Annotated in this window: 15 protein-coding genes; 6 read left to right on the top strand and 9 right to left on the bottom strand. The window is 70.4% G+C overall.

Going from position 1 to position 18776, the window contains the following annotated elements; all coding sequences use genetic code 11:
- Positions 1 to 20: 20 nt before the first annotated feature.
- From EZ313_RS11595 to EZ313_RS11570, 6 genes are read right to left on the bottom strand one after another with little or no spacing between them, the layout of a single operon-like run.
- Positions 21 to 941, bottom strand: coding sequence for a 2-hydroxyacid dehydrogenase (locus EZ313_RS11595; RefSeq protein ID WP_135263298.1), 921 nt, complete (start codon positions 939 to 941; stop codon positions 21 to 23).
- A 21-nt stretch (positions 942 to 962) separates the two neighbouring features.
- The gene (locus EZ313_RS11590) at positions 963 to 2951 is read right to left on the bottom strand and encodes an acetyl/propionyl/methylcrotonyl-CoA carboxylase subunit alpha (RefSeq protein WP_135263297.1); all 1989 of its coding nucleotides are present in this window, start codon (positions 2949 to 2951) and stop codon (positions 963 to 965) included.
- 5 nt (positions 2952 to 2956) lie between these two features.
- Complete coding sequence (locus EZ313_RS11585) at positions 2957 to 3613, bottom strand: DUF4126 domain-containing protein (protein WP_135263296.1); 657 nt, start codon at positions 3611 to 3613, stop codon at positions 2957 to 2959.
- Positions 3614 to 3616: 3 nt separating this feature from the next.
- Positions 3617 to 4405 carry an enoyl-CoA hydratase/isomerase family protein gene (locus tag EZ313_RS11580; protein ID WP_135263295.1) on the bottom strand — a complete coding sequence of 263 codons (789 nt, stop codon included), beginning with the start codon at positions 4403 to 4405 and terminating at the stop codon, positions 3617 to 3619.
- A 53-nt stretch (positions 4406 to 4458) separates the two neighbouring features.
- A complete protein-coding gene (locus EZ313_RS11575) occupies positions 4459 to 5595 on the bottom strand; it encodes an acyl-CoA dehydrogenase family protein (RefSeq protein WP_135263294.1) in 1137 nt (378 codons plus the stop codon).
- Positions 5596 to 5609: 14 nt separating this feature from the next.
- Positions 5610 to 7238, bottom strand: coding sequence for a carboxyl transferase domain-containing protein (locus EZ313_RS11570; protein WP_135263293.1), 1629 nt, complete (start codon positions 7236 to 7238; stop codon positions 5610 to 5612).
- Positions 7239 to 7387: 149 nt separating this feature from the next.
- Here EZ313_RS11570 and EZ313_RS11565 point away from each other — a divergent pair, with 149 nt between their 5' ends.
- The 4 genes from EZ313_RS11565 to EZ313_RS11550 all read left to right on the top strand — a co-directional run bounded on the left by EZ313_RS11565 (position 7388) and on the right by EZ313_RS11550 (position 12413).
- Positions 7388 to 8377 carry an AraC family transcriptional regulator gene (locus EZ313_RS11565; protein ID WP_240788591.1) on the top strand — a complete coding sequence of 330 codons (990 nt, stop codon included), beginning with the start codon at positions 7388 to 7390 and terminating at the stop codon, positions 8375 to 8377.
- A 149-nt stretch (positions 8378 to 8526) separates the two neighbouring features.
- Positions 8527 to 9924: a hypothetical protein gene (locus EZ313_RS11560; protein WP_135263291.1), complete on the top strand. Its 1398-nt coding sequence runs from the start codon at positions 8527 to 8529 to the stop codon at positions 9922 to 9924.
- A gap of 161 nt (positions 9925 to 10085) precedes the next feature.
- A complete protein-coding gene (locus EZ313_RS11555; protein ID WP_135263290.1) occupies positions 10086 to 11441 on the top strand; it encodes a hypothetical protein in 1356 nt (451 codons plus the stop codon).
- Positions 11442 to 11510: 69 nt separating this feature from the next.
- Positions 11511 to 12413, top strand: coding sequence for an HpcH/HpaI aldolase/citrate lyase family protein (locus tag EZ313_RS11550; protein ID WP_135263289.1), 903 nt, complete (start codon positions 11511 to 11513; stop codon positions 12411 to 12413).
- Positions 12414 to 12457: 44 nt separating this feature from the next.
- Here EZ313_RS11550 and EZ313_RS23295 read toward each other — a convergent pair whose 3' ends face one another.
- Positions 12458 to 13312: a glycine zipper 2TM domain-containing protein gene (locus EZ313_RS23295; RefSeq protein ID WP_205960361.1), complete on the bottom strand. Its 855-nt coding sequence runs from the start codon at positions 13310 to 13312 to the stop codon at positions 12458 to 12460.
- A 294-nt stretch (positions 13313 to 13606) separates the two neighbouring features.
- Here EZ313_RS23295 and EZ313_RS11545 point away from each other — a divergent pair, with 294 nt between their 5' ends.
- Positions 13607 to 15487 carry a PAS domain-containing sensor histidine kinase gene (locus EZ313_RS11545; protein ID WP_167772563.1) on the top strand — a complete coding sequence of 627 codons (1881 nt, stop codon included), beginning with the start codon at positions 13607 to 13609 and terminating at the stop codon, positions 15485 to 15487.
- 12 nt (positions 15488 to 15499) lie between these two features.
- Here EZ313_RS11545 and EZ313_RS11540 read toward each other — a convergent pair whose 3' ends face one another.
- The gene (locus EZ313_RS11540) at positions 15500 to 17125 is read right to left on the bottom strand and encodes a long-chain fatty acid--CoA ligase (protein ID WP_135263287.1); all 1626 of its coding nucleotides are present in this window, start codon (positions 17123 to 17125) and stop codon (positions 15500 to 15502) included.
- Positions 17126 to 17199: 74 nt separating this feature from the next.
- Complete coding sequence (gene glsA, locus EZ313_RS11535; protein ID WP_135263286.1) at positions 17200 to 18192, bottom strand: glutaminase A; 993 nt, start codon at positions 18190 to 18192, stop codon at positions 17200 to 17202.
- Between the two features lie 134 nt (positions 18193 to 18326).
- Here glsA and EZ313_RS11530 point away from each other — a divergent pair, with 134 nt between their 5' ends.
- On the top strand, positions 18327 to 18740 hold the full coding sequence (locus tag EZ313_RS11530; RefSeq protein ID WP_135263285.1) for a hypothetical protein: 414 nt from the start codon (positions 18327 to 18329) through the stop codon (positions 18738 to 18740).
- Positions 18741 to 18776: the final 36 nt, after the last annotated feature.

The raw sequence follows: 18776 nt of genomic DNA, 5'->3' as shown, positions 1-18776 counted from the left end.
TGCTCCTGCGATGCGTGCGTTCAGTATCCCCGCAGCGGGTCAACCACACCGGCGACGGGTTCACCGCGGCCCATGGCCCGGATCTTGGCGGCGATCTGCGCGATGCTTTCCTCGCGCAGCGTGCGCGCCGAGATGTGCGGGGTGAGCGTGATCTTCGGGTGCGTGCGGAAGGAATGGTCCGGCGCGGGCGGCTCCTCGCGCAGCACGTCCAGCGTGGCCCCGGCGAGGTGGCCTTCGTCCAGCAGCGCCAGCAGGTCCTGCTCGACCAGGTGTGCGCCGCGAGCGACGTTGATGAGATAGCCGCCGGGCATGAGCCGTCCGAGCGAGCGCCGGTCCAGGATGTTCTCGGTCTCCGGCGTCAGCGGCAGCAGGCAGACCAGCACGCGCGAGGCCGCGAGGAAGTCGTCGAACTGTCCGCGCCCGGCGAAGCAGCGCACGCCCTCCAGCGGCCGCGGCGTGCGGCTCCAGCCGTTGACCGGAAACTCGAACTGCCTCACGGCCTGCGCCACGCGCGCGCCGAGCACGCCCAGGCCCATGAGCCCCACTGGGTACTCGCTGCGCAGGCGCGGTCGGCGGAACGACCAGCTGCCCTGCTTGGCGTCCTGCTCGAAGACATCGAACTCGCGGAAGTGCCGGATCAGCGCGTGGCACACGTACTCGGCCATCTGCACCGACATGCCGGCATCGTCCAGCCGAACCACCTTCAGATCCGGCCGCAGGCGCAGGTTCATGAGCGCATCGACGCCGGCGCCGATGTTGAAGATCGCCTGGAGGCCGGCCTGCTCGTCGAGCAATTGCTGCGGCGGATGCCACACCACCGCGTAGTCGGCCGGCGGCGCGCCGGGGGTCCACTCGGTGACCTCGGCCTCGGGCAGGGCGGACTTCAGGCCCTGGACCCAGGGCGCGACCTTGGTGCCGGTGGCGTGGAAGCAGATGCGCATGGGAGAGGATTGTCGGAGTTCTCAAGCCCCCATCTTCAGCAGCTCAGCCCCTTCCGCCACCTGGTCGCCGGGCCCGTACAGCACCTCGGCCACCGTGCCGTCGGCCGGTGCGGCGATCGTGTGCTCCATCTTCATCGCCTCCATCACCGCGAGCGGCTGGCCTTTCTTCACCGCGTCGCCCGCCTTCACGGAGATCGAGACCACCTTGCCCGGCATCGGCGCGGTCAGGCGGCCGCCTTCGACCGCGCCTTCGCCCGCGTGCGCGAGCAGGTCCACCGCGACGATCTGCGTCGCGCCCTGCGGCGTGAACACGTGGTCGGTCTCGCCCGTCGCGTGGACATGGACGCGCGTGCGAATGCCGCCGAACTGCACCTCCATCCCGTCGCCCTCGCGCCGGAAGGCCAGCGGCCCGCTCACGCCGCCGACCGAGAACTGCAGGCCGCCGTCGTGCAGGTAGGTCAGCTCCGCCTGCTGCGGCTGCCCGCCGAAGTCGAAGGCGAAGCGGCGGCTCGCCACGCCGTGCGAGCGCCAGCCGTCGCGGCGGCTGAACGGATCCCCGCCTTCCTGCGCGCGCTCCTTCGCGAGCGCATACGACACGGCCGCGGCGGCCGCGAGCGGCAGGCCCACCGGCTCCTGGTTGAAGAGCACGGCCTGCTCCCGCTGGATCAACGCCGTGTCGAGATCCGCCTGCGAGAACGAGCGGCTCTTCACCACATGCCGCAGGAACTGCACGTTGGTGGCCAGGCCCACGATGCGCGTGGCGGCCAGCGCCTCGTCGAGGCGGGCCAGCGCCTGCTCGCGCGTGTCGCCGTGCACGATGAGCTTGGCGATCATCGGGTCGTAGTACGGCGAGATCTCGTCGCCCTCGCGCACGCCGTCGTCCACGCGCACCCGCGCCGGCGTGAAGGCCGAGCACTCCGGCTTGCGGTACACGCGCAGGCGGCCGGTGGCCGGCAGGAAGTTGTTGTCGGGGTTCTCCGCGCAGATGCGCGCCTCGATCGCATGGCCGTGGATGCGCAGCTGGTCCTGCTTGAGCGGCAGCGGCTCGCCGGCGGCGACGCGCAGCTGCCACTCGACCAGGTCGAGCCCGGTGATCGCTTCGGTGACGGGGTGCTCGACCTGCAAGCGCGTGTTCATCTCCATGAAGAAGAATTCCATCTCGCTGCCGCGCTGCTCGACGATGAACTCCACCGTCCCCGCGCCGACGTAGCCGACCGCGCGCGCCGCGGCCACTGCCGCCTCGCCCATTCGCTGCCGCAGCTGCGGTGTCATGCCCGGCGCCGGCGCTTCTTCCAGCACCTTCTGGTGGCGGCGCTGCACCGAGCAATCGCGCTCGAACAGGTAGACCAGGTTGCCCTGCGTGTCGGCGAACACCTGGATCTCGATGTGCCGCGGCCGCTGCACGTACTTCTCGATCAGCACCGCGTCGTCGCCGAAGCTGTTGCGCGCCTCGCGCTGGCACGAAGCGAGCGCGGCTTCGAAGTCCTGCGGCTTCTCGACCGCCCGCATGCCCTTGCCGCCACCGCCCGCACTGGCTTTGATCAGCACCGGGTAGCCGATTCGGTCGGCCTGCTTCTTCAGCAAGCCCGGGTCCTGGTCGGCGCCGTGGTAGCCGGGCACCAGCGGAACGCGGGCCTGCTCCATCAGGCGCTTGGACTCGGCCTTCAGGCCCATGGCCTGGATCGCGGAGGCGGGCGGGCCGATGAACCCCAGGCCGGCCTCGGCGCAGGCCCGCGCGAAGTCCTCGTTCTCGCTGAGGAAACCGTAGCCCGGGTGGATGGCCTGCGCGCCGGTGGCACGCGCGGCTTCGATGATGCGCTCCCAGCGCAGGTAGCTTTCCTTGGGCGCGCTGCCGCCGATGGGCACGGATTCGTCGCAGGCGGCGACGTGCTTCGCGTTCGCATCCGCCTCCGAGTACACGGCGACGGTGCGGATGCCCATTCGGCGGGCGGTCGCTGCGACCCGGCAGGCAATCTCACCTCTGTTTGCGATCAGGATCTTCTTGAACATGTTTTTCAGAGTTCTCCGGGCAATTGCGGCGCGGGGGCGCGCGCGCGGCGCCCCGCGAAAAAGTCCTGCAACTCACGGATCACGCGCTTGAGGAACTTCACCAGCACGACCAGCAGCACGATGGCCACCACGATGCTGACGACCAGCACCACGGTGAAGATGGCCGGATGCGTGGCGGACAGCCACAGCAGGAAGACGACCAGGCCGTCCTCGAACAGCGAGACGGCCACATTCGAGAACGGTTCGGGCGAGGTGTTGACCGCCGCGCGCGTGGTCATCTTGGTCGCGTGGCTCGTGGCGGCCAGGCTGCCGCCCACCAGCGCCGCGATCCACGCCATGGCCGTGCTGTCGGCGCCCAGCGCACCGGCTGCGAGCGCCGCGCCCGCGGGGATGCGCACCAGCGTGTGCACCGCATCCCAGAGCGAATCGACGTACGGGATCTTGTCCGCGAAGAACTCGACGAACAGCATGAAACCGCTCGCACCCAGCACGCCCGGATGCTGCAGGATCTGCAGGCCGGGCGGCAGTTCGATCCAGCCCATGTAGCCGGAGAGGCCGGTGAGGAAGAGCGCGGCATAGAGCCGGAAGCCGCTCGCCCAGCCGAGCGCTGCGGCCAGGGCCAGGAATTGCGGCGGGTCCATCAGGGCGGGGATCTGGTCCATGGCTTACCCCTGCGGCAGCAGCCAGTTGGGCTTGCGCTTCTCCAGGAACGACCGCACGCCCTCGCGGCCTTCCTCGCTCGCGCGGATGTCGGCGATGCCTTCCACCGTGCGGCGCACCAGGCCCGCGCTGATGTCGTGGCCGGCCACGTCGTGCACCAGCTGCTTGCAGGCCTTCACCGCTTCCGGCCCCGCGTTCACCAGGGCCAGCGCGATCTCGGCCACCTTGGCGTCGAGCTGCGCGGCGGGCACCACCTCGTGCACGAAGCCGATGCGATGCGCTTCGGCCGCGGAGAAGCGCTCGGCGGTGAGGAACCAGCGATGCGCCGCGCGCGCGCCCATCGCGCGGATGACATACGGGCTGATCGTGGCGGGGATCAGCCCGAGCTTCACCTCGCTCAGGCAGAACTGAACGTTGTCGGATGCGACGGCGATGTCGCAGGCCGACACCAGGCCCATCCCGCCGGCATAGGTGTCGCCATGCACGCGCGCGACGGTGGGCTTGGGCAGCTTGTAGAGCACCTCCAGCATGCGGGCCAGCGCGCTCGCGTCCTCGACGTTCTGGTCGCGCGTGTAGTCGGCCATGCGCTTCATCCAGTTGAGGTCGGCGCCCGCGCAGAAGGCCGGCCCATTGCCCGCGAGCACGACGCAGCGCACCTCCGGCCGCTTCCCGAGTTCGAGCAGCACGGCCGTCATCTCGGTGATGACCTCGTCGTTGAACGCGTTGCGCATCTCCGGCCGGTTGAGCGTTACGGTCGTCACGCCGCCGGTGGTGTTCAGGAGCAGGTGTTTCATCGTCGGGTTCTCCGCATGGGCTGCATGACGCACATTACCGCGCGCGGCACGGTTCAGTAGCGCTTGGCCACTTCCTCCAGCATCACCTCGGTGGCGCCGCCGCCGATCGCCAGCACGCGTGCGTCGCGCCACAGCCGCTCGATGGCGGTTTCGCGGATGTAGCCCATCCCGCCGTGGAACTGCTGGCAGGCGGACACCACCTCGTTGACCAGCTCGCCGGTGAGCGCCTTGAGCATGGACACGTCCTGCACGATGTCGTGCCCTTGCGTGACGCGCCAGGCGCAGTGGTACAGGAACTGCCGCGCCGCGCGCGTCTTCGCGTCGAGCATCGAAAGGCGCTGGCGGATGACCTGCTGGTCCCACAGCGGCCCGCCGAACGCCTGGCGCTGCCGGACGTAGTCGAGCGTGAGATCGAGCGCGCGAGTGCAGTGGCCCACCGCCATCGCCGCCAGCGCGATGCGCTCGGTCTGGAAGTTCTTCATCACCGAGTAGAAGCCCTTGCCTTCCTCGCCCAGCAGGTTGGCGGCCGGGATGCGCACGTTGTCGAACACGAGCTCGGCCGTGTCGCTGGACAGCCAGCCCGTCTTCTTCAGCGCGCGGCCGACCGAGAAACCCGGCGTGCCTTTCTCGACGATGAACATCGACACCTCCCGCTTGCCCGGCCCGGACTTGGCCGCGACGAAGTACAGGTCGGCATGCACGCCGTTGGTGATGAACATCTTGGTGCCGTTGAGCACCCAGTGGTCGCCGTCACGCCTGGCCGTGGTGCGGATGCCAGCGACGTCAGAACCCGCGCCAGGCTCGGTGATCCCCACGGCCGTGATCGTCTCGCCGGCGATCACCTTGCGCAGGTACTTCTCCTTCTGCGCCGCCGAGCCGGCGTGGTGCAGGTGCGGGCTGGCCATGTCGGTGTGGACCAGCACGGTGATGATGAAGCCCGCATAGGTCGATTGCGACAGCGCCTCGGCGAACACCAGGTTTGTCAGCGCATCGGCTTCGGCGCCGCCGTATTCGCTCTCGTACATCAGGCCGAACAGGCCGGCCTGGCCCATGCGGCGCAGCACCTCGCGGGGAACGAAACCCTGTTCCTCCCATTTGTCCGCGTGCGGTTCGACCTCGCGGGCGAGGAAGCGCGCGACCTGGTCGCGCAGGGTCTGGTGTTCGGGGGTGTCGTAGAGGGTGATCTGCATGGCGCCTGCTCCGCTCACATCCGGAACACCCCGAACTTCGGTTCGCCGATCGGCGCATTCAGCGCGGCCGACAGGCCCAGCGACAGCACGCGCCGCGTGTCGGCCGGATCGATCACGCCGTCGTCCCAGAGCCGCGCGCTCGAGTAGTACGGATGCGACTGGTGCGCGAACTGGTCCAGCAGCGGCTGCTTGAACGCGGCTTCCTCTTCCGCCGACCAGGTGCCGCCCTTGGCCTCGATGCCGTCGCGCTTGACCGTCGCCAGCACGCTGGCGGCCTGTTCGCCGCCCATGACCGAGATGCGCGCGTTCGGCCACATCCACAGGAAGCGCGGCGAGTACGCGCGGCCGCACATGCCGTAATTGCCCGCGCCGAAGCTGCCGCCGATGATGATGGTGAACTTGGGCACGCTGGCCGTGGCCACGGCGGTCACCATCTTGGCGCCGTGCCGCGCGATGCCTTCCGTCTCGTACTTGCGGCCCACCATGAAGCCGCTGATGTTCTGCAGGAAGACGAGCGGCACCTTGCGCTGGCAGCACAGCTCGATGAAGTGCGCGCCCTTCTGCGCCGATTCGCTGTAGAGGATGCCGTTGTTGCCGATGATGCCCACCGGCATGCCCTCGATGTGGGCGAAGCCGCACACCAGGGTGGTGGTCGAACCGCCCGGCGTGCCGCCCCAGCGCGCCTTGAACTCGTGGAACTCGGAGCCGTCGACGATGCGCGCGATGACCTCGCGCACGTCGTAGGGCTTGCGCACTTCGGTCGGGATGACTCCGTGGATTTCCTTCGGGTCGTACTTCGGCGGGCGCGGCTCGCGCAGTTCCACCGGCGGCACCTTCCCGCGATTGAGGCTGGCCACGGCCTGGCGTGCCAGCGCGAGGGCATGCATGTCGTTCTGCGCCAGGTGGTCCGCCACGCCGGAGAGGCGCGTGTGCACGTCGCCTCCGCCGAGGTCTTCGGCGCTCACCACCTCGCCGGTGGCGGCCTTCACCAGCGGCGGGCCGCCCAGGAAGATCGTGCCCTGGTTCTTCACGATGATGGTCTCGTCGCTCATCGCCGGCACGTACGCGCCGCCCGCGGTGCAGGAGCCCATCACCACGGCGATCTGCGCGATGCCCTGCGCGCTCATGTTCGCCTGGTTGTAGAAGATGCGGCCGAAGTGGTCGCGGTCCGGGAACACGTCGTCCTGGTTGGGCAGGTTGGCGCCGCCGGAATCCACCAGGTAGATGCAGGGCAGGCGGTTCTGCATCGCCACCTCCTGCGCCCGCAGGTGCTTCTTCACCGTCATCGGGTAGTAGGTGCCGCCTTTCACGGTAGCGTCGTTGCACACGATCATCACGTCGCGCCCGCTCACCCGCCCGATGCCCGCGATCACGCCGGCGCAAGGCGCAGCGCCGTGGTACATGCCATGCGCGGCGAGCGGCGCCAGTTCCAGGAAGGGCGTGCCGGGATCCAGCAGCATCTGCACGCGCTCGCGCGGCGGCAGCTTGCCGCGCGCGGTGTGCTTGGCGCGCGCCGCCTCGCCGCCGCCGGCCGCCGCCTTCGCGACCTGCTGCTCGAGGTCGGCGACCAGGCCGCGCATCACTTCGGCGTTGGCCTGGAACTCCGCGGAGCGCGGATTGAGTTGGCTCTCCAGGATGGGCATGTCTCGTTCTTCCTCGTGTTCCGTCCCGCCAGCGTACGCCAGCCCCGCCGGCCGAGCCTGCCCCGTCGGTTGCAAATCCTGCCAGCGCGGGCCACACTCGGCCGATGCCGAACCGCGCTTCGCCCCGGCCGCCCGCCGCCGTCACGCCCATGGCGTTCGCACGAGCCATCGCGGCCGCTTACCGCGCGCAGGGACGGTCGGCGGAAGCGGTGCTGCGGCTGGCACAGATCACGCCAGCTCAGCTGCGCCAGCAGGGAGCGCGGATGACGGCGCGGCAGATGGAAGTACTGTCGGCGGCCGCGATGCAGGAGCTGGACGACGAAGGCCTGGGCGCCTTCACCCGCCGCCTGCCCTGGGGCAGCTACGGCATGCTCGCGCGCGCCTCGCTCGGCGCGCCGGAGCTCGGTGTCGCGCTGAAGCGCTGGTGCCGCCACCACGGCCTGCTCACCGACGACATCCGGCTGTCGCTGGCGATCTCCGGTGCGATCGCTTCGGTGACGCTGGAAGAGCGCCGCACCTTGCCGGCGGAAGCGCGCGAGCTCTGCCTCGCCTTCGTGCTGCGCAACATCCATGGGCTGGCCTGCTGGTACATCGACTCCCGCATCCCGCTACAGGCGGCGCAGTTTCCATTCGACGCGCCCGCGCACGCCGATGCCTACGCCCACATGTTCCCCGGCGGCACGCTCTCATTCGGCGATTCACCGCAGGCCGCGCTGCGCTTCGACGCGCAGTACCTCAAGCTGCCGCTGCGGCGCGACGAGAAGGCGCTGACGCAGATGCTGCGGCAGCGCGCGCTGAGCCTGACCGTGCTGCAGTACCGGCGCGACCGTCTGCTGGTGCCGCAGGTGCGCCAGGCGCTGGCCGCGCACCCGGACCGCACGCACAGCGCCGAGGCGCTGGCCGAACTGCTCAACGTTTCCGCCCGCACGCTGCACCGGCAGCTCAAGGAGGAAGGCGCTAGCCTGCAGCAGCTCAAGGACGAGGTGCGGCTCGAACGCGCGCGCGACCTGCTTTGGCGCACCGCCAGGCCCGTCAAGCAGGTCGCGGCAGCGGTCGGTTTCCGCAACGAGAAGAGCTTCGCGCGGGCTTTCAAGGCGCGCGTCGGACTCACACCGGGCGAGTTCCGCGGCCGCAGCTGACCGCGATGCAAGGACCAACGTCTCATCCGGCGTAGCCCGGAAGCGCCGGGTGTGTGGACGAGCGGTGCAACCGCTGTTACCGAAACGTGCACCTAAGGACTACTCACGATCGAAAACATAAAGCTCTCGTACTCACAAGGGAGCTGTACATGAAGGCAAGAAAGGGAGATCGGCGCCTTGTCGGCGCCGGGAAGCAGGCGGCCGGCACGGCCGTGTTGGTGGTGGCGCTGACAGCCTGCGGCGGGGGCCGCGGTGCCGACCCGGGCACGCCGGAACCCAACGGGCTGCCATCGGTATCGGGCCTGGCGTCTGGCGGCGGGAACGTCCCGCCTCCTCCAACGGATCCGGGCCACCCGAAAGATCCGACCCATCCCACCGACCCTGGCGACCCTGGCGACCCGCAGCCCGCGCCGGCCGACTTCCGCATCAACCTGACAACGGCCGGCGACCAGGGGTTCGCGGCCGGGGCCGCCCTTCCCGGCGGGGGTCTCGTCGCCGTGTGGACGTCCACGCCCGATGGCGCGGAGCGCGGCGATGTGCGCCTCAAGCGCTTCGATGACCAAGGCCGGCCGGCGAGCACGGAAATCATCGTCGCGGCGCAAGGCGAGTCGCCGGATGTGGTGGCGCTGGCCGGCGGCGGCTTCCTCGCGACATGGACCGCGCGCGTCGCCGACGACGAGGTCAATGGCTACGTCCAGCGGTTCGACGCCGACGGCGTCCCGGTGGGTGGGCCCGTCCGGGTGGGCACGGCCTCCAACGAGTTCGTGGCGCGGCCGCTTGCCATGCCGGACGGCAGCTTCGTGCTGGCGATCGACACCTCGGAGCTCGGCGGCCCAAAGACGGGCCTGGTGGCGCGGTTCACTGCCGACGGTTCGCCGACCGGAACGTCGGTGCAACTGGTCAGCGACGTGTCGCCGCCGGTCGGCAGCTTCGATCCGAACTTCGTGCTCGGCACGGTCGCGGCGGGCTGGCCCGACGGGCGCTTTGCCGTGGCGTGGATCGCCGGCGGCCTGGTCACCAACGAACTGCGCCTGACGCGCTTCGATTCGCAGGGGCAGATGGTCGGCACCGAGGTCCTGGCGAGCGATGTGTCGCTGCGGGAGCCCACGCTGGCGGTGCTTGGAGGAGGACAACTGGCGATCGCCTGGGTGTCGGGAGTGACCGATGGGCCGAAAACGGTGTTCCTTGAGGTGTTCGGTGCGGATGGCGCTTCGCTCGGCCGGCAGGTGGTGGCGCTCAACGTTAGTGCCACCACCGTGGTACCGCGGCTGGCTCCGCTGGCGGATGGCGGCTTCGTCCTCGCCCTCAAGTTCACCGCCTACGGCAACCAGACGGTCAGGAGAAGCACCGCCGCCGGGCGTTTCGATGCCACGGGGCAGCAGAGCGGCGTGTTCGAGGAGATCTCCACGGTCAGCGCCCCGACGGGCTCGCCGGTGCCGGACCATGACAGCATCGACGTGATCGGCGGCGGCGCCGGCGAGTACGTCGTCTTCCACGGCAGCCATTCACAGGAGAGCGGCTGGGACGTGCGCGGCGCGCGCCGCTGACTCGCCGCCGTCGAGTTGCGCCGCCGCAGCGGTTTCGGCCGCTGTTGGCGCGCCGGGGTGACTCCTTCGGGCCAGTGCGAACCGTTGTTACCCAAAGCGCACACCTGAACAGTTCCCGGTTTTCCACGATGGCTGCTCGAACACATGGACAGGGAGCAGGCATGAAGCAAAAAGAGGGAGAGCGGCGCGGCGCGTGCGCCTTGCGGCTGGCCATATCCGCCGTGCTGCTGGCCGCTCTCGCGGCCTGCGGCGGCGGTGGCGGCGGAAACAGCGGGCCGGGCGGCGCCGGAAGCGGGGCCGCGCTGAGCCTCGGCGCGGCCGACAACCCGCAGGGAATCGCGGCAGCCGGCCAACCCAGCGCGTCGGCCAGCCAGCTCCAGCCGGGCGACTTCACGCTCAACACTACCACGGCGGGTGACCAGGGCCGTGCGGCCGCGGCGGCCCTGCCCGGTGGCGGCTTCGTCGCGGTGTGGTCCACGTTCGACGGAAGCGTCGGCGACGTGCGCCTGCAGCGCTTCGGCTCGGGCGGCGAGCCGGCCGGTGCCGAAACGGTTGTCGCCACCAGCGGCCATTCGCCCGGTGTCACCTTGCTGGCAGACGGCGGCTTCCTGGTGAGCTGGTCGGCCAGCCCTTTCATGTACGAAGCGAACGGACACGTGCAGCGCTTCGATGCGCAGGGCGCGCCGGTCGGCGGGCCGATGCAGCTGGCGACGACGTTCTTCAAATACCTCGCCAAGCCGCTCGGGCTCCCCGACGGCAGCTTCGTTCTGGCGGTCGACACGATGGCCGGCCGCTTCGGGCCCGAGCACGGTCTCGTGGGGCGCCATGCGGCCGACGGCACGGCGCTCGGCACGCCGGTGCGCCTGGCCAGCCAGCTGACGCGGCAGACCGGCGCTCTCGATCCCAACTGGGCCGGGTCCACGACCGCGGCCCGCTGGCCGGACGGCCGCTTCGCCGTGGCTTGGCTCGCGGGCGGCACGGGCGTCTCGGAAGTGCGGCTGACGCGCTTCGACGCTCTGGGCAACGAGGCCGGAACATCGGTTGTCGCGAAAGAACCGAGCCTGCGTCACCCGGCGCTGGCGGTGCTCGACGGCGGGGGCTTCGCGCTCGCCTGGGTCTCGGGTGCGGTCGACGGCCCCAAGACGCTGTGGCTCGAAGTCTTCGGCGCGGACGGCGCTTCGCTCGGGCGGCAAGCGGCCGCTTCCGATATGCAGGCCACGGAGGTGGTGCCGCGAATCGCTGCGCTGGACTCCGGCGGCTTCGTGCTCGGCTGGAAGGCCGCGAGCTTCGATGCGAACGCGCTGAACCGCACGGTGAGCGTGCAGCGCTTTGGCGCCGCGGGGCAAGCGCTCGGCGCGGTCGAGCAGATCGGCGCCATCAGCGCTCCGCTCAGCGCGACCGGATACGACAGCGACACCCTCGACGTGGTCGGCGGTCGTGGCGGGTCGTTCCTGGTGCTCCACGGTGGCTACAGCGACGCGGGCGGCTGGGACGTGCGGGCGAGCGCACGACGCTGAAGGCGGCGTGGCTCGAGGGGGCCGATGAGCGTCGGCCCGTGCCACGATCCGGGCCAGGAGGTGATTGCGATGGAGCAAGACCGTGATTCGGCCCGGGTTCGTCCTCCCGACCTGCGCCGGACCTGGCTGTTCGGACCCGGCGCCGACGCGCAGGCGCATGAAGCGATGCGCTCCAGCGGCGCGGATGCGCTGATCGTCGACCTGGAGGACTTCACGCCGCCTGCACGGCGAGAAGCCGCGCGGCAGCTGCTGCCCGCGCTCATCGGAAGCTGGCGTGAGGCGGGGGCCGTCACCGCGGTGCGCATCAATGCGCTCGACACCGACGGGCCGGCCGACCTCGCGGCGGCGATGCCTGCGCGGCCCGACGTGATCGCCTATCCGATGGCTGCGAGCCAGGCGCAGATGCGCGCGCTGCACGAAGCGATCACCGGTTGGGAGCAGCGGTTGGGCATCAGCGACGGGACTACGGAGATCCTGCCCGTGTGCGAGACGGCCCTGGGTGTCGCCGACGTACGCGCCATCGCCGGCGGCAGCCCGCGCATCCGCTGCGCCTTGCTGGGCGCCGAAGACCTCGCGCACGACCTGTGCGCGGAGCGCCAGCCCGACGGGCTGGAACTGGGACATGCGCGAGGGCGCTTCCTGCTCGATTGCCGCGCGGCGGGCATCGAGCCGATCGATGCGCCCTACACCTTCAGCGACGTCGAGGGCGCGTCGCGCGAAGCGCTGCACGCGCGGCGGCTGGGTTACCGGTCCAAGTCACTGGTGCGGCCGGAACACGCCGCGAGGATCAACGCCGCGTTGACGCCCGGCGAGGACGACCTGCGCCGCGCGATAGCGATGGTGGGAGCGTTCGAAGCCGCCCGGGCGCGCGGCGAGGACCGCGCACTGGTGGGAGGCTTGTGGGTGGAGGTGCCGACCTACCGGAACGCCCGCCGCCTGATCGAGCGGGCGAGGCGCCTGCGCGGCCGCTAGGCGGCCAGGCGCCGGGATGCGCCGGCGAGGCGCCTTGAGGCGCGTCAGGCGCCTTCGCCGGAGGTGCGGATGGTGCGGGGCTGGCCGCTGCCCGAGCTCTGGCCGCCGACGCGCAGGTTGTTGCCCTCGACGAAAACGCGGGTGCCCGGAGCAATCGGCTCGGCGCGGCGGATGGTGCGGACGCTGCCGTCCTCCATGCGCACCTGCACGTCGTACGCCGTGGTGGCGCGCACGTGCTTCTCGGCCTCATGGCCGGCCAGGCCGCCGCCGACGGCGCCGACCACGGTCATGACCTTCTTGCCGTTGCCGCCGCCGACCTGGTTGCCCAGCAGGCCGCCGACCACGGCACCGCCGACAGCGCCGAGGCCGGTGCCCTGGCCCTTTTCCTTCACTTCCTGCACGGCCTGGACCGTGCCGCAGGTGTTGCAGATCGCCGCGCGGGTGGTTTCGATGGGCGTGACGGCGCGCGAAGGCGCGGGGGCCTGCACGACCTGCGGCACCGCTTCGACCGGAGCCGGGTGGGTGGCCGAGCCGGTGGCCTGCTGCACGGCCGGCCGGGCCGGCGCGGGCTTGGCCACGCGCTGGGGAGCCGGCTTGGCGGCCGGCGCCTCTTGCGGCGCGGCCTGGTACTGGGCGGGCGCGGGCTGCGCGGCCTGGACCGGCGCTTGCAGCTGCGACTGTTGCGCTGCGGCCACCTGGGTAGGCGCCGTCTGCGCCGACATCGCCGCCGCCGGAGCGGGCTTGTCGTCGATGGAGCGCATCACCAGCGCGCCGGCCAGGCCGGCGGTGGCCAGGCCCAGCGTGCCCAGGACGACCCACATCGCGCGCGGCACGGCGCCGAGTCCGGACGGGGCGGATTGGGTGGAACCAGGGGCTTGGGTGGAGGTGGCAGCAGACATGGAAGGGCTCTCTTGTGGTTGCTGGTGTTGTTTATAACGGTCGAGCTGGGGGGTCGCCGACTACCGCGCCGTTGCACTTGTTTCGGTTCGTGTCCCCTTTTGGCCCCTGAAGCTTTAGCATCTGCTCAGGCCTTCCGTGCATCCTGCGCGGATGGGCCGTCAGGAGCGACCCATGCCAGCACCCTTCGGCCGCACTTCCTGTTGCATGACGTTGCGGCGCGTTCACGTGGGCTTGACGCGCCGCACACGCGCCGCCGCGCCCCGGAAAGGTGCACCGTGAAGCGGCCGCCCGCCATGTCGGATCTCCGGCCGGGCCCGCGGGCGCCCGGGGCTGACGTATTCGCCGACGCCGGCCGGCTGGCCGCCGCGATCGCGGAGGCGACCGACGACGCCATCTTCGCCAAGGACCTGGAGAGCCGCTACCGCTTCGCGAACGGGGCCACGCTCGCGGCCGTCAACCGCACGGCGGCCGAAGTGCTGGGCCGCACCGACGCCGAGTTCATGGAAGACCCGGACATGGCGCACCGGCTCATGCACAACGACCGGAGGGTCATCGCCACCGGCGAGGTGCTCGACGCCGAGGAAGCGATCCACCAGGCCGACGGCAGCTTGCGCTACTGGTGGTCGCGAAAGCTGCCGCTGCGCGACCCGTCCGGCCGCATCGTCGGCGTGCTGGGCATCGCCCGCGACATCACCGAGCGCAAGCGGGTCGAAGCGCGCATGGAGGCGGACCATTTGAAGCTCGAGATGGGCATCAAGGCCGCCGGGCTGGTGATGGCGGAGATCGACTACCTCACCAACGAGAACCACATCTCGGCCGAACTGGCGCGGCTGCTGGAGCTTGGCGACACCGAGATGACGGTGCCGCGGCAGGCCATCTTCGACCGCATCCACCCCGACGACCGCGAGCGCTACCTGCAGGCGATCGCCGAAGTGCTCAAGCCCACCAGCAGCGGGCACCTGGCCATCGACGTGCGCGGCCTGCTGCCCAGCGGCACGGTGCGCTGGCTGCACATCCGGCTGCAGATCGTGTTCGCCGTCATCGACGGCAAGCTGCAGCCCATGCGCGGCATCTGCGCGGCCCGCGACGTGACGGCCGAAATGGTGGCCGAGCGCAAGCTGCGGACCGCCCAGCGGCTGACCGAATCGGTGATCGAGGGCGCCGGCGCTTTGGTCTACGCCAAGGACCTGAAGGGCCGCTACATCCTCTCGAACGAAGCCTGGCGCGCTCAGCACGGCGTCGACCGCGAAGCCTCCATCGGCATCACCGACGGGCAGCTGTTCGGGGCCGAGGTGGCCGCCGAGCTGCGGGCGAGCGACGCGCAGGTGCTGGAGCGCGGCGAACACGTCGTGGTACAGGAAAAGATGGTGGTGCGCGGGCGGCAGGTCACCTACCGTTCCAGCAAGTTCCCGCTGTACGACGAAGGCGGGCGCATCTACGCGGTCTGCGGCGTCTCGACCGACATCACCGACGTGGTGGAAGCCGACCGCCGCAAGGACGCCTTCATAGCGACGCTGGCGCACGAGCTGCGCAATCCGCTGGCGCCGATCCGCAACGGCCTGGAGATCATGCGGCGGCTGGAAGACCTGCCGCCCGTCGCGCGCCGCACGCGCGACATGATGGAGCGCCAGCTGGTGCACCTGGTGCGGCTGGTGGACGACCTGCTGGACGTCTCGCGCATCACGCGCGACCGGCTGGACCTGCGGCTGGAGCGCGTGACGCTCGACCAGGTGGTGGCACATGCGCTGGAGTCCAGCCAGCCGGGCGTGGAAGCCGCCGGCCACACGCTGGAAGTGCACATGCCGGCCGGCCCCGTGCCGCTGCGCGGCGACCTCACGCGCCTGGCGCAGGTGATCAGCAACCTGGTGAACAACGCCGCCAAGTACACACCGCGCGGCGGCCACATCGTGCTGGGCGGCGAGGTGCTGGCCGGTCAGTTGCTGCTGCACGTGAAGGACAACGGCAAGGGCATCGCGGCCGACATGCTGCCGCAGGTGTTCGACCTGTTCGTGCAGGGCGAGGACACGCGCGAGAGCGCCCAGGGCGGTCTCGGCATCGGCCTGTGGCTTGTGAGGAAGCTGGTGGAGCTGCACGACGGCGAGGTCGGCGCGCACAGCGACGGGCCGGGTCGCGGCAGCATCTTCACCGTGCGCCTGCCGCTGCTGCGTGAGTGAGCGCCGCCGCGCTCAGCGCGGGTAGCGCTCGCGCAGCTTGAGCTTCCAGAACTTTCCGGTGGACGTGCGGGGCACGGCGTCGATCCATTCGTAGCGGTCCGGCAGCTGCCACTTCGCGAAGCCTTGCTTGAGCAGGTGTGCGTCGAGTTCCTCGGCCGCCACCGCGCCGTTCGGTTTCTTCACCACGCAGGCGAGCGGCCGCTCGCCCCATTTCTCGTCGGGGATGGCGATGACCGCGGCCTCGGACACTGCGGGATGCGCCATGACGGCGTTCTCCAGGTCGACCGAGCTGATCCACTCGCCGCCCGACTTGATGAGGTCCTTCGTCCGGTCGGTGATGCGAACGAAACCGAGCGCATCGACGGATGCGACATCGCCGGTGCGCAGCCAGCCATCGGCGGTGAACTTTTCGGCCTCTTCCACCGCGTGGTAGCGGCCCGTGATGAAGGGTCCGCGCACCTGGATCTCACCGACGCTCTTGCCGTCCCAGGGCTGGTTGCCTTCGTCGCCGCGCACGCGCAGGTCGACCAGCGGCACCGGCACGCCGGCCATGGCGGCACGCCGGTAGCGCTCGTCGGCATCGGCGCCGTGCAGCTCCGCCCGCGGATAGGAGACGGTGCACACCGGCGAGGTCTCGGTCATGCCCCAGCCCTGCAGGATCCAGATGCCATGCCGGTCGAAGGCGCGGATCAGCGCCTCCGGCACGGCCGCGCCGCCGACCAGCGAGCGCATGCCGCGCGGCAGCTTCCAGCGGCCGTGGTGCGGCGAGTCCTTGGCCAGCGAAGCCTCGTAGGCCTGGATCAGTCCCATCCAGATCGTGGGCACGCCGAGCGAGAGCGTGGGCGGCTCCTGCTGGATCAGGTCCAGCAGGTCCTCCGGGTGCAGGTGCGGCCCGGGGAAGACCATCTTCACGCCCATCATCACCGCCCCGTACGGCATGCCCCAGCTGTTGGCGTGGAACATGGGCGTCACCGGCAGCACGACGTCGGTGCCGCGCAAGCCCCAGAAATCGCCAAGGCTGGCCACCAGCGTGTGCAGCACGGTGGACCGGTGCGAATAGGCCACGCCCTTGGGCCGCCCTGTCGTGCCCGACGTGTAGCACATGGCCACCGGGTCGTTCTCGTCGTGCGGCGCGTAGTCGAAACCGTCCGGGTCGGCTTCGGCCAGCAGCGCTTCGTAATCGTCGAACCCTTCGGGGGCGGCTTGGCCCGAGAACGGAAACACGATCACGCGTTCGAACTTGTGAAGCGCCGTGAACTGCCTGTAGAGCGGCAGCAGCACGTCGTCGACCACGAGGAACCGGTCCTGCGCATGCCCCGCGATCCAGCCGATCTCGTCGGGCGACAGGCGCAGGTTGAGCGTGTGCATCACGCCGCCCGCGGCCGGGATGCCGAAGTAGCACTCCAGGTGGGCATGGTGGTTCCAGCACAGCGTCGCGACGCGATCGCCCTTCTTGAGTCCAAGCCGCTGCAGCGCACTGGCAAGGGCCCGGGCGCGGCGGTGGAACTCGCCGTAGGTGTGCCGGCGCAGCGACTTGTCCGGCAGGCGCGAGACGATCTCGTTGCCGGCGAACAACCGCCCCGCGCGCTCCAGCAGGTGGTTGAGCGAGAGCGGGACATCCATCATCGTGGTCTGCATGGCGCGTGCCTCCTCGGGTGCAGGCCAATGTAAGCCGCGCGGTTGGCCGGCTGCAATGCGGGACTTCGCGGGAATCAGTTGGCGCTCTTGGCCGAGGCCGGGTCCGGCACCGGATGCGCGGAGCGTTCGCTGTCCTCGCAGCCGCCGAGCACGCCCAGGCCCCAGTCGACCGCCCAGGCCTTGAACACCTGGATCCCACGCACGCTGTGGCCGTGGCCATCCAGGCGGGGCGAGAACACCGCCAGACCCATCCGCCCCGGCACAACCGCCAGGATGCCGCCGCTCACACCGCTCTTGGCGGGCAGGCCGACGTGGTAGGCCCAGGTGCCCGAGGTGTCGTACATGCCGCAGGTGAACATCAGCGTGAGCACGTCGCGCACGTGGCGGCGCTGAAGGGCGCGCCTGCCGGTGACGGGCTGCACGCCGCCGTTGGCCAGGGTGGCGGCCATCAGCGCCAGCTCGCGCACGTCCAGCATCACCGCGCATTGCCAGGCATAGAGCCGGATCGCGCCGTCGATGTCGTCGCCGATCACCTCGAAGTGCCGCAGCAGGTGGGCGATCGCCCGGTTGCGGTGCGCGCCTAGCAGTTCGCGGCCTTTCACCGCCTCGTGCACCTCGGCGCGCCGCCCCAGGTACTCGCCGAACATCGCCATCATCCTGTCGCGCGACTCGTCCGGCGCGTCGTGGTGCAGCAGGGCCGAGATGGCGATCGCGCCCGAATTGATCATCGGGTTGTACGGCAGGTGGTCCTCTTCCAGCTCGGTGAGGGAATTGAACGCCTCGCCGGTGGGCTCCACCGCGACCTTGCGGTGCACGCACTCGCGCCCGAGCTGGTCCAGCGCCATCCCGTAGAGAAAGGGCTTGGAGATCGACTGCAGCGAGAACGGATGCCGGTCGTCGCCCTCGGACCAGACCTGCCCGTCGGCCGTGGCCACTGCGATGGCGAAGGTGTCCGGATCGGTCCGGTCCATCCCCGGCAGCGACTGCTGGACCTTGCCCTCGCGCAGCGGGCGGAACCGCTCCAGCAGGTCACGCAGGTACGGACCCGGGTCGTCGGATGCTGTCATGGGTCGACACTAGGCGGGCGCCGTCGCGCGGCTTGTAGGCGCCCTGCAGCAGCCCACGTCGGAGGCGGCTCATCCGCTGCACTCGGTTACGACGGCGACTTGCGATGCGCCCCGGCAACTAGCATGGTCTGCACATGAACGCCCGCCCGCTCATCGCCGCACTCCTGGCTGCCTTTGCCTGCGCCGCCGGCGCACAGACGACGGCTCCGCAGTCGAGCGGCGCGCTCGCGCCCAGCCGGCCGAGCACGCCCAGCGGTCCTTCGGCCCCGAGAGAGATCGGCCCCGATGGCGTGGCCATCGATCCGCTGCAGCAGGGCACGCCAGCGACGACGTCGCGGTCTCCGAACGCACCGCAGCCGCGCACTCGCAACCCGGCCATGCTCGGCCCCGGCGCCTTCGGCACGACCACCGGGCTGGAAAACGTGCTGAACAGCGGCACGCCGCCGGCCTACGACCGCAAGAGCGGCACGCGGAAGGTTTGCCCACCGGAGTTGGAGAACCGCAACAACGTTTGCGTGGCACCGGTGGGCTCCGTCATCTCGAACTGACTCCGCTCCCAGCCGCGAACGCGGCATCACTCACGC

The sequence above is a fragment of the Ramlibacter henchirensis genome, from assembly GCF_004682015.1.
In the GTDB taxonomy this organism is placed as follows: Bacteria; Pseudomonadota; Gammaproteobacteria; order Burkholderiales; family Burkholderiaceae_C; genus Ramlibacter; species Ramlibacter henchirensis.
This window is presented reverse-complemented; position numbering and strand designations above follow the sequence as displayed.

What these genes read in the sequence shown, in the direction of transcription:
- EZ313_RS11580 (WP_135263295.1), bottom strand. Translation starts at nt 4,405, where the DNA reads ATGAAACACCTGCTCCTGAACACCACCGGCGGCGTGACGACCGTAACG.
- EZ313_RS11595 (WP_135263298.1), bottom strand. Translation starts at nt 941, where the DNA reads ATGCGCATCTGCTTCCACGCCACCGGCACCAAGGTCGCGCCCTGGGTC.
- EZ313_RS11545 (WP_167772563.1), top strand. Translation starts at nt 13,607, where the DNA reads ATGTCGGATCTCCGGCCGGGCCCGCGGGCGCCCGGGGCTGACGTATTC.
- EZ313_RS11530 (WP_135263285.1), top strand. Translation starts at nt 18,327, where the DNA reads ATGAACGCCCGCCCGCTCATCGCCGCACTCCTGGCTGCCTTTGCCTGC.
- EZ313_RS11540 (WP_135263287.1), bottom strand. Translation starts at nt 17,125, where the DNA reads ATGCAGACCACGATGATGGATGTCCCGCTCTCGCTCAACCACCTGCTG.
- EZ313_RS11585 (WP_135263296.1), bottom strand. Translation starts at nt 3,613, where the DNA reads ATGGACCAGATCCCCGCCCTGATGGACCCGCCGCAATTCCTGGCCCTG.
- EZ313_RS11555 (WP_135263290.1), top strand. Translation starts at nt 10,086, where the DNA reads ATGAAGCAAAAAGAGGGAGAGCGGCGCGGCGCGTGCGCCTTGCGGCTG.
- EZ313_RS23295 (WP_205960361.1), bottom strand. Translation starts at nt 13,312, where the DNA reads ATGTCTGCTGCCACCTCCACCCAAGCCCCTGGTTCCACCCAATCCGCC.
- EZ313_RS11565 (WP_240788591.1), top strand. Translation starts at nt 7,388, where the DNA reads ATGGCGTTCGCACGAGCCATCGCGGCCGCTTACCGCGCGCAGGGACGG.
- EZ313_RS11560 (WP_135263291.1), top strand. Translation starts at nt 8,527, where the DNA reads ATGAAGGCAAGAAAGGGAGATCGGCGCCTTGTCGGCGCCGGGAAGCAG.
- glsA (WP_135263286.1), bottom strand. Translation starts at nt 18,192, where the DNA reads ATGACAGCATCCGACGACCCGGGTCCGTACCTGCGTGACCTGCTGGAG.
- EZ313_RS11550 (WP_135263289.1), top strand. Translation starts at nt 11,511, where the DNA reads ATGGAGCAAGACCGTGATTCGGCCCGGGTTCGTCCTCCCGACCTGCGC.
- EZ313_RS11570 (WP_135263293.1), bottom strand. Translation starts at nt 7,238, where the DNA reads ATGCCCATCCTGGAGAGCCAACTCAATCCGCGCTCCGCGGAGTTCCAG.
- EZ313_RS11575 (WP_135263294.1), bottom strand. Translation starts at nt 5,595, where the DNA reads ATGCAGATCACCCTCTACGACACCCCCGAACACCAGACCCTGCGCGAC.
- EZ313_RS11590 (WP_135263297.1), bottom strand. Translation starts at nt 2,951, where the DNA reads ATGTTCAAGAAGATCCTGATCGCAAACAGAGGTGAGATTGCCTGCCGG.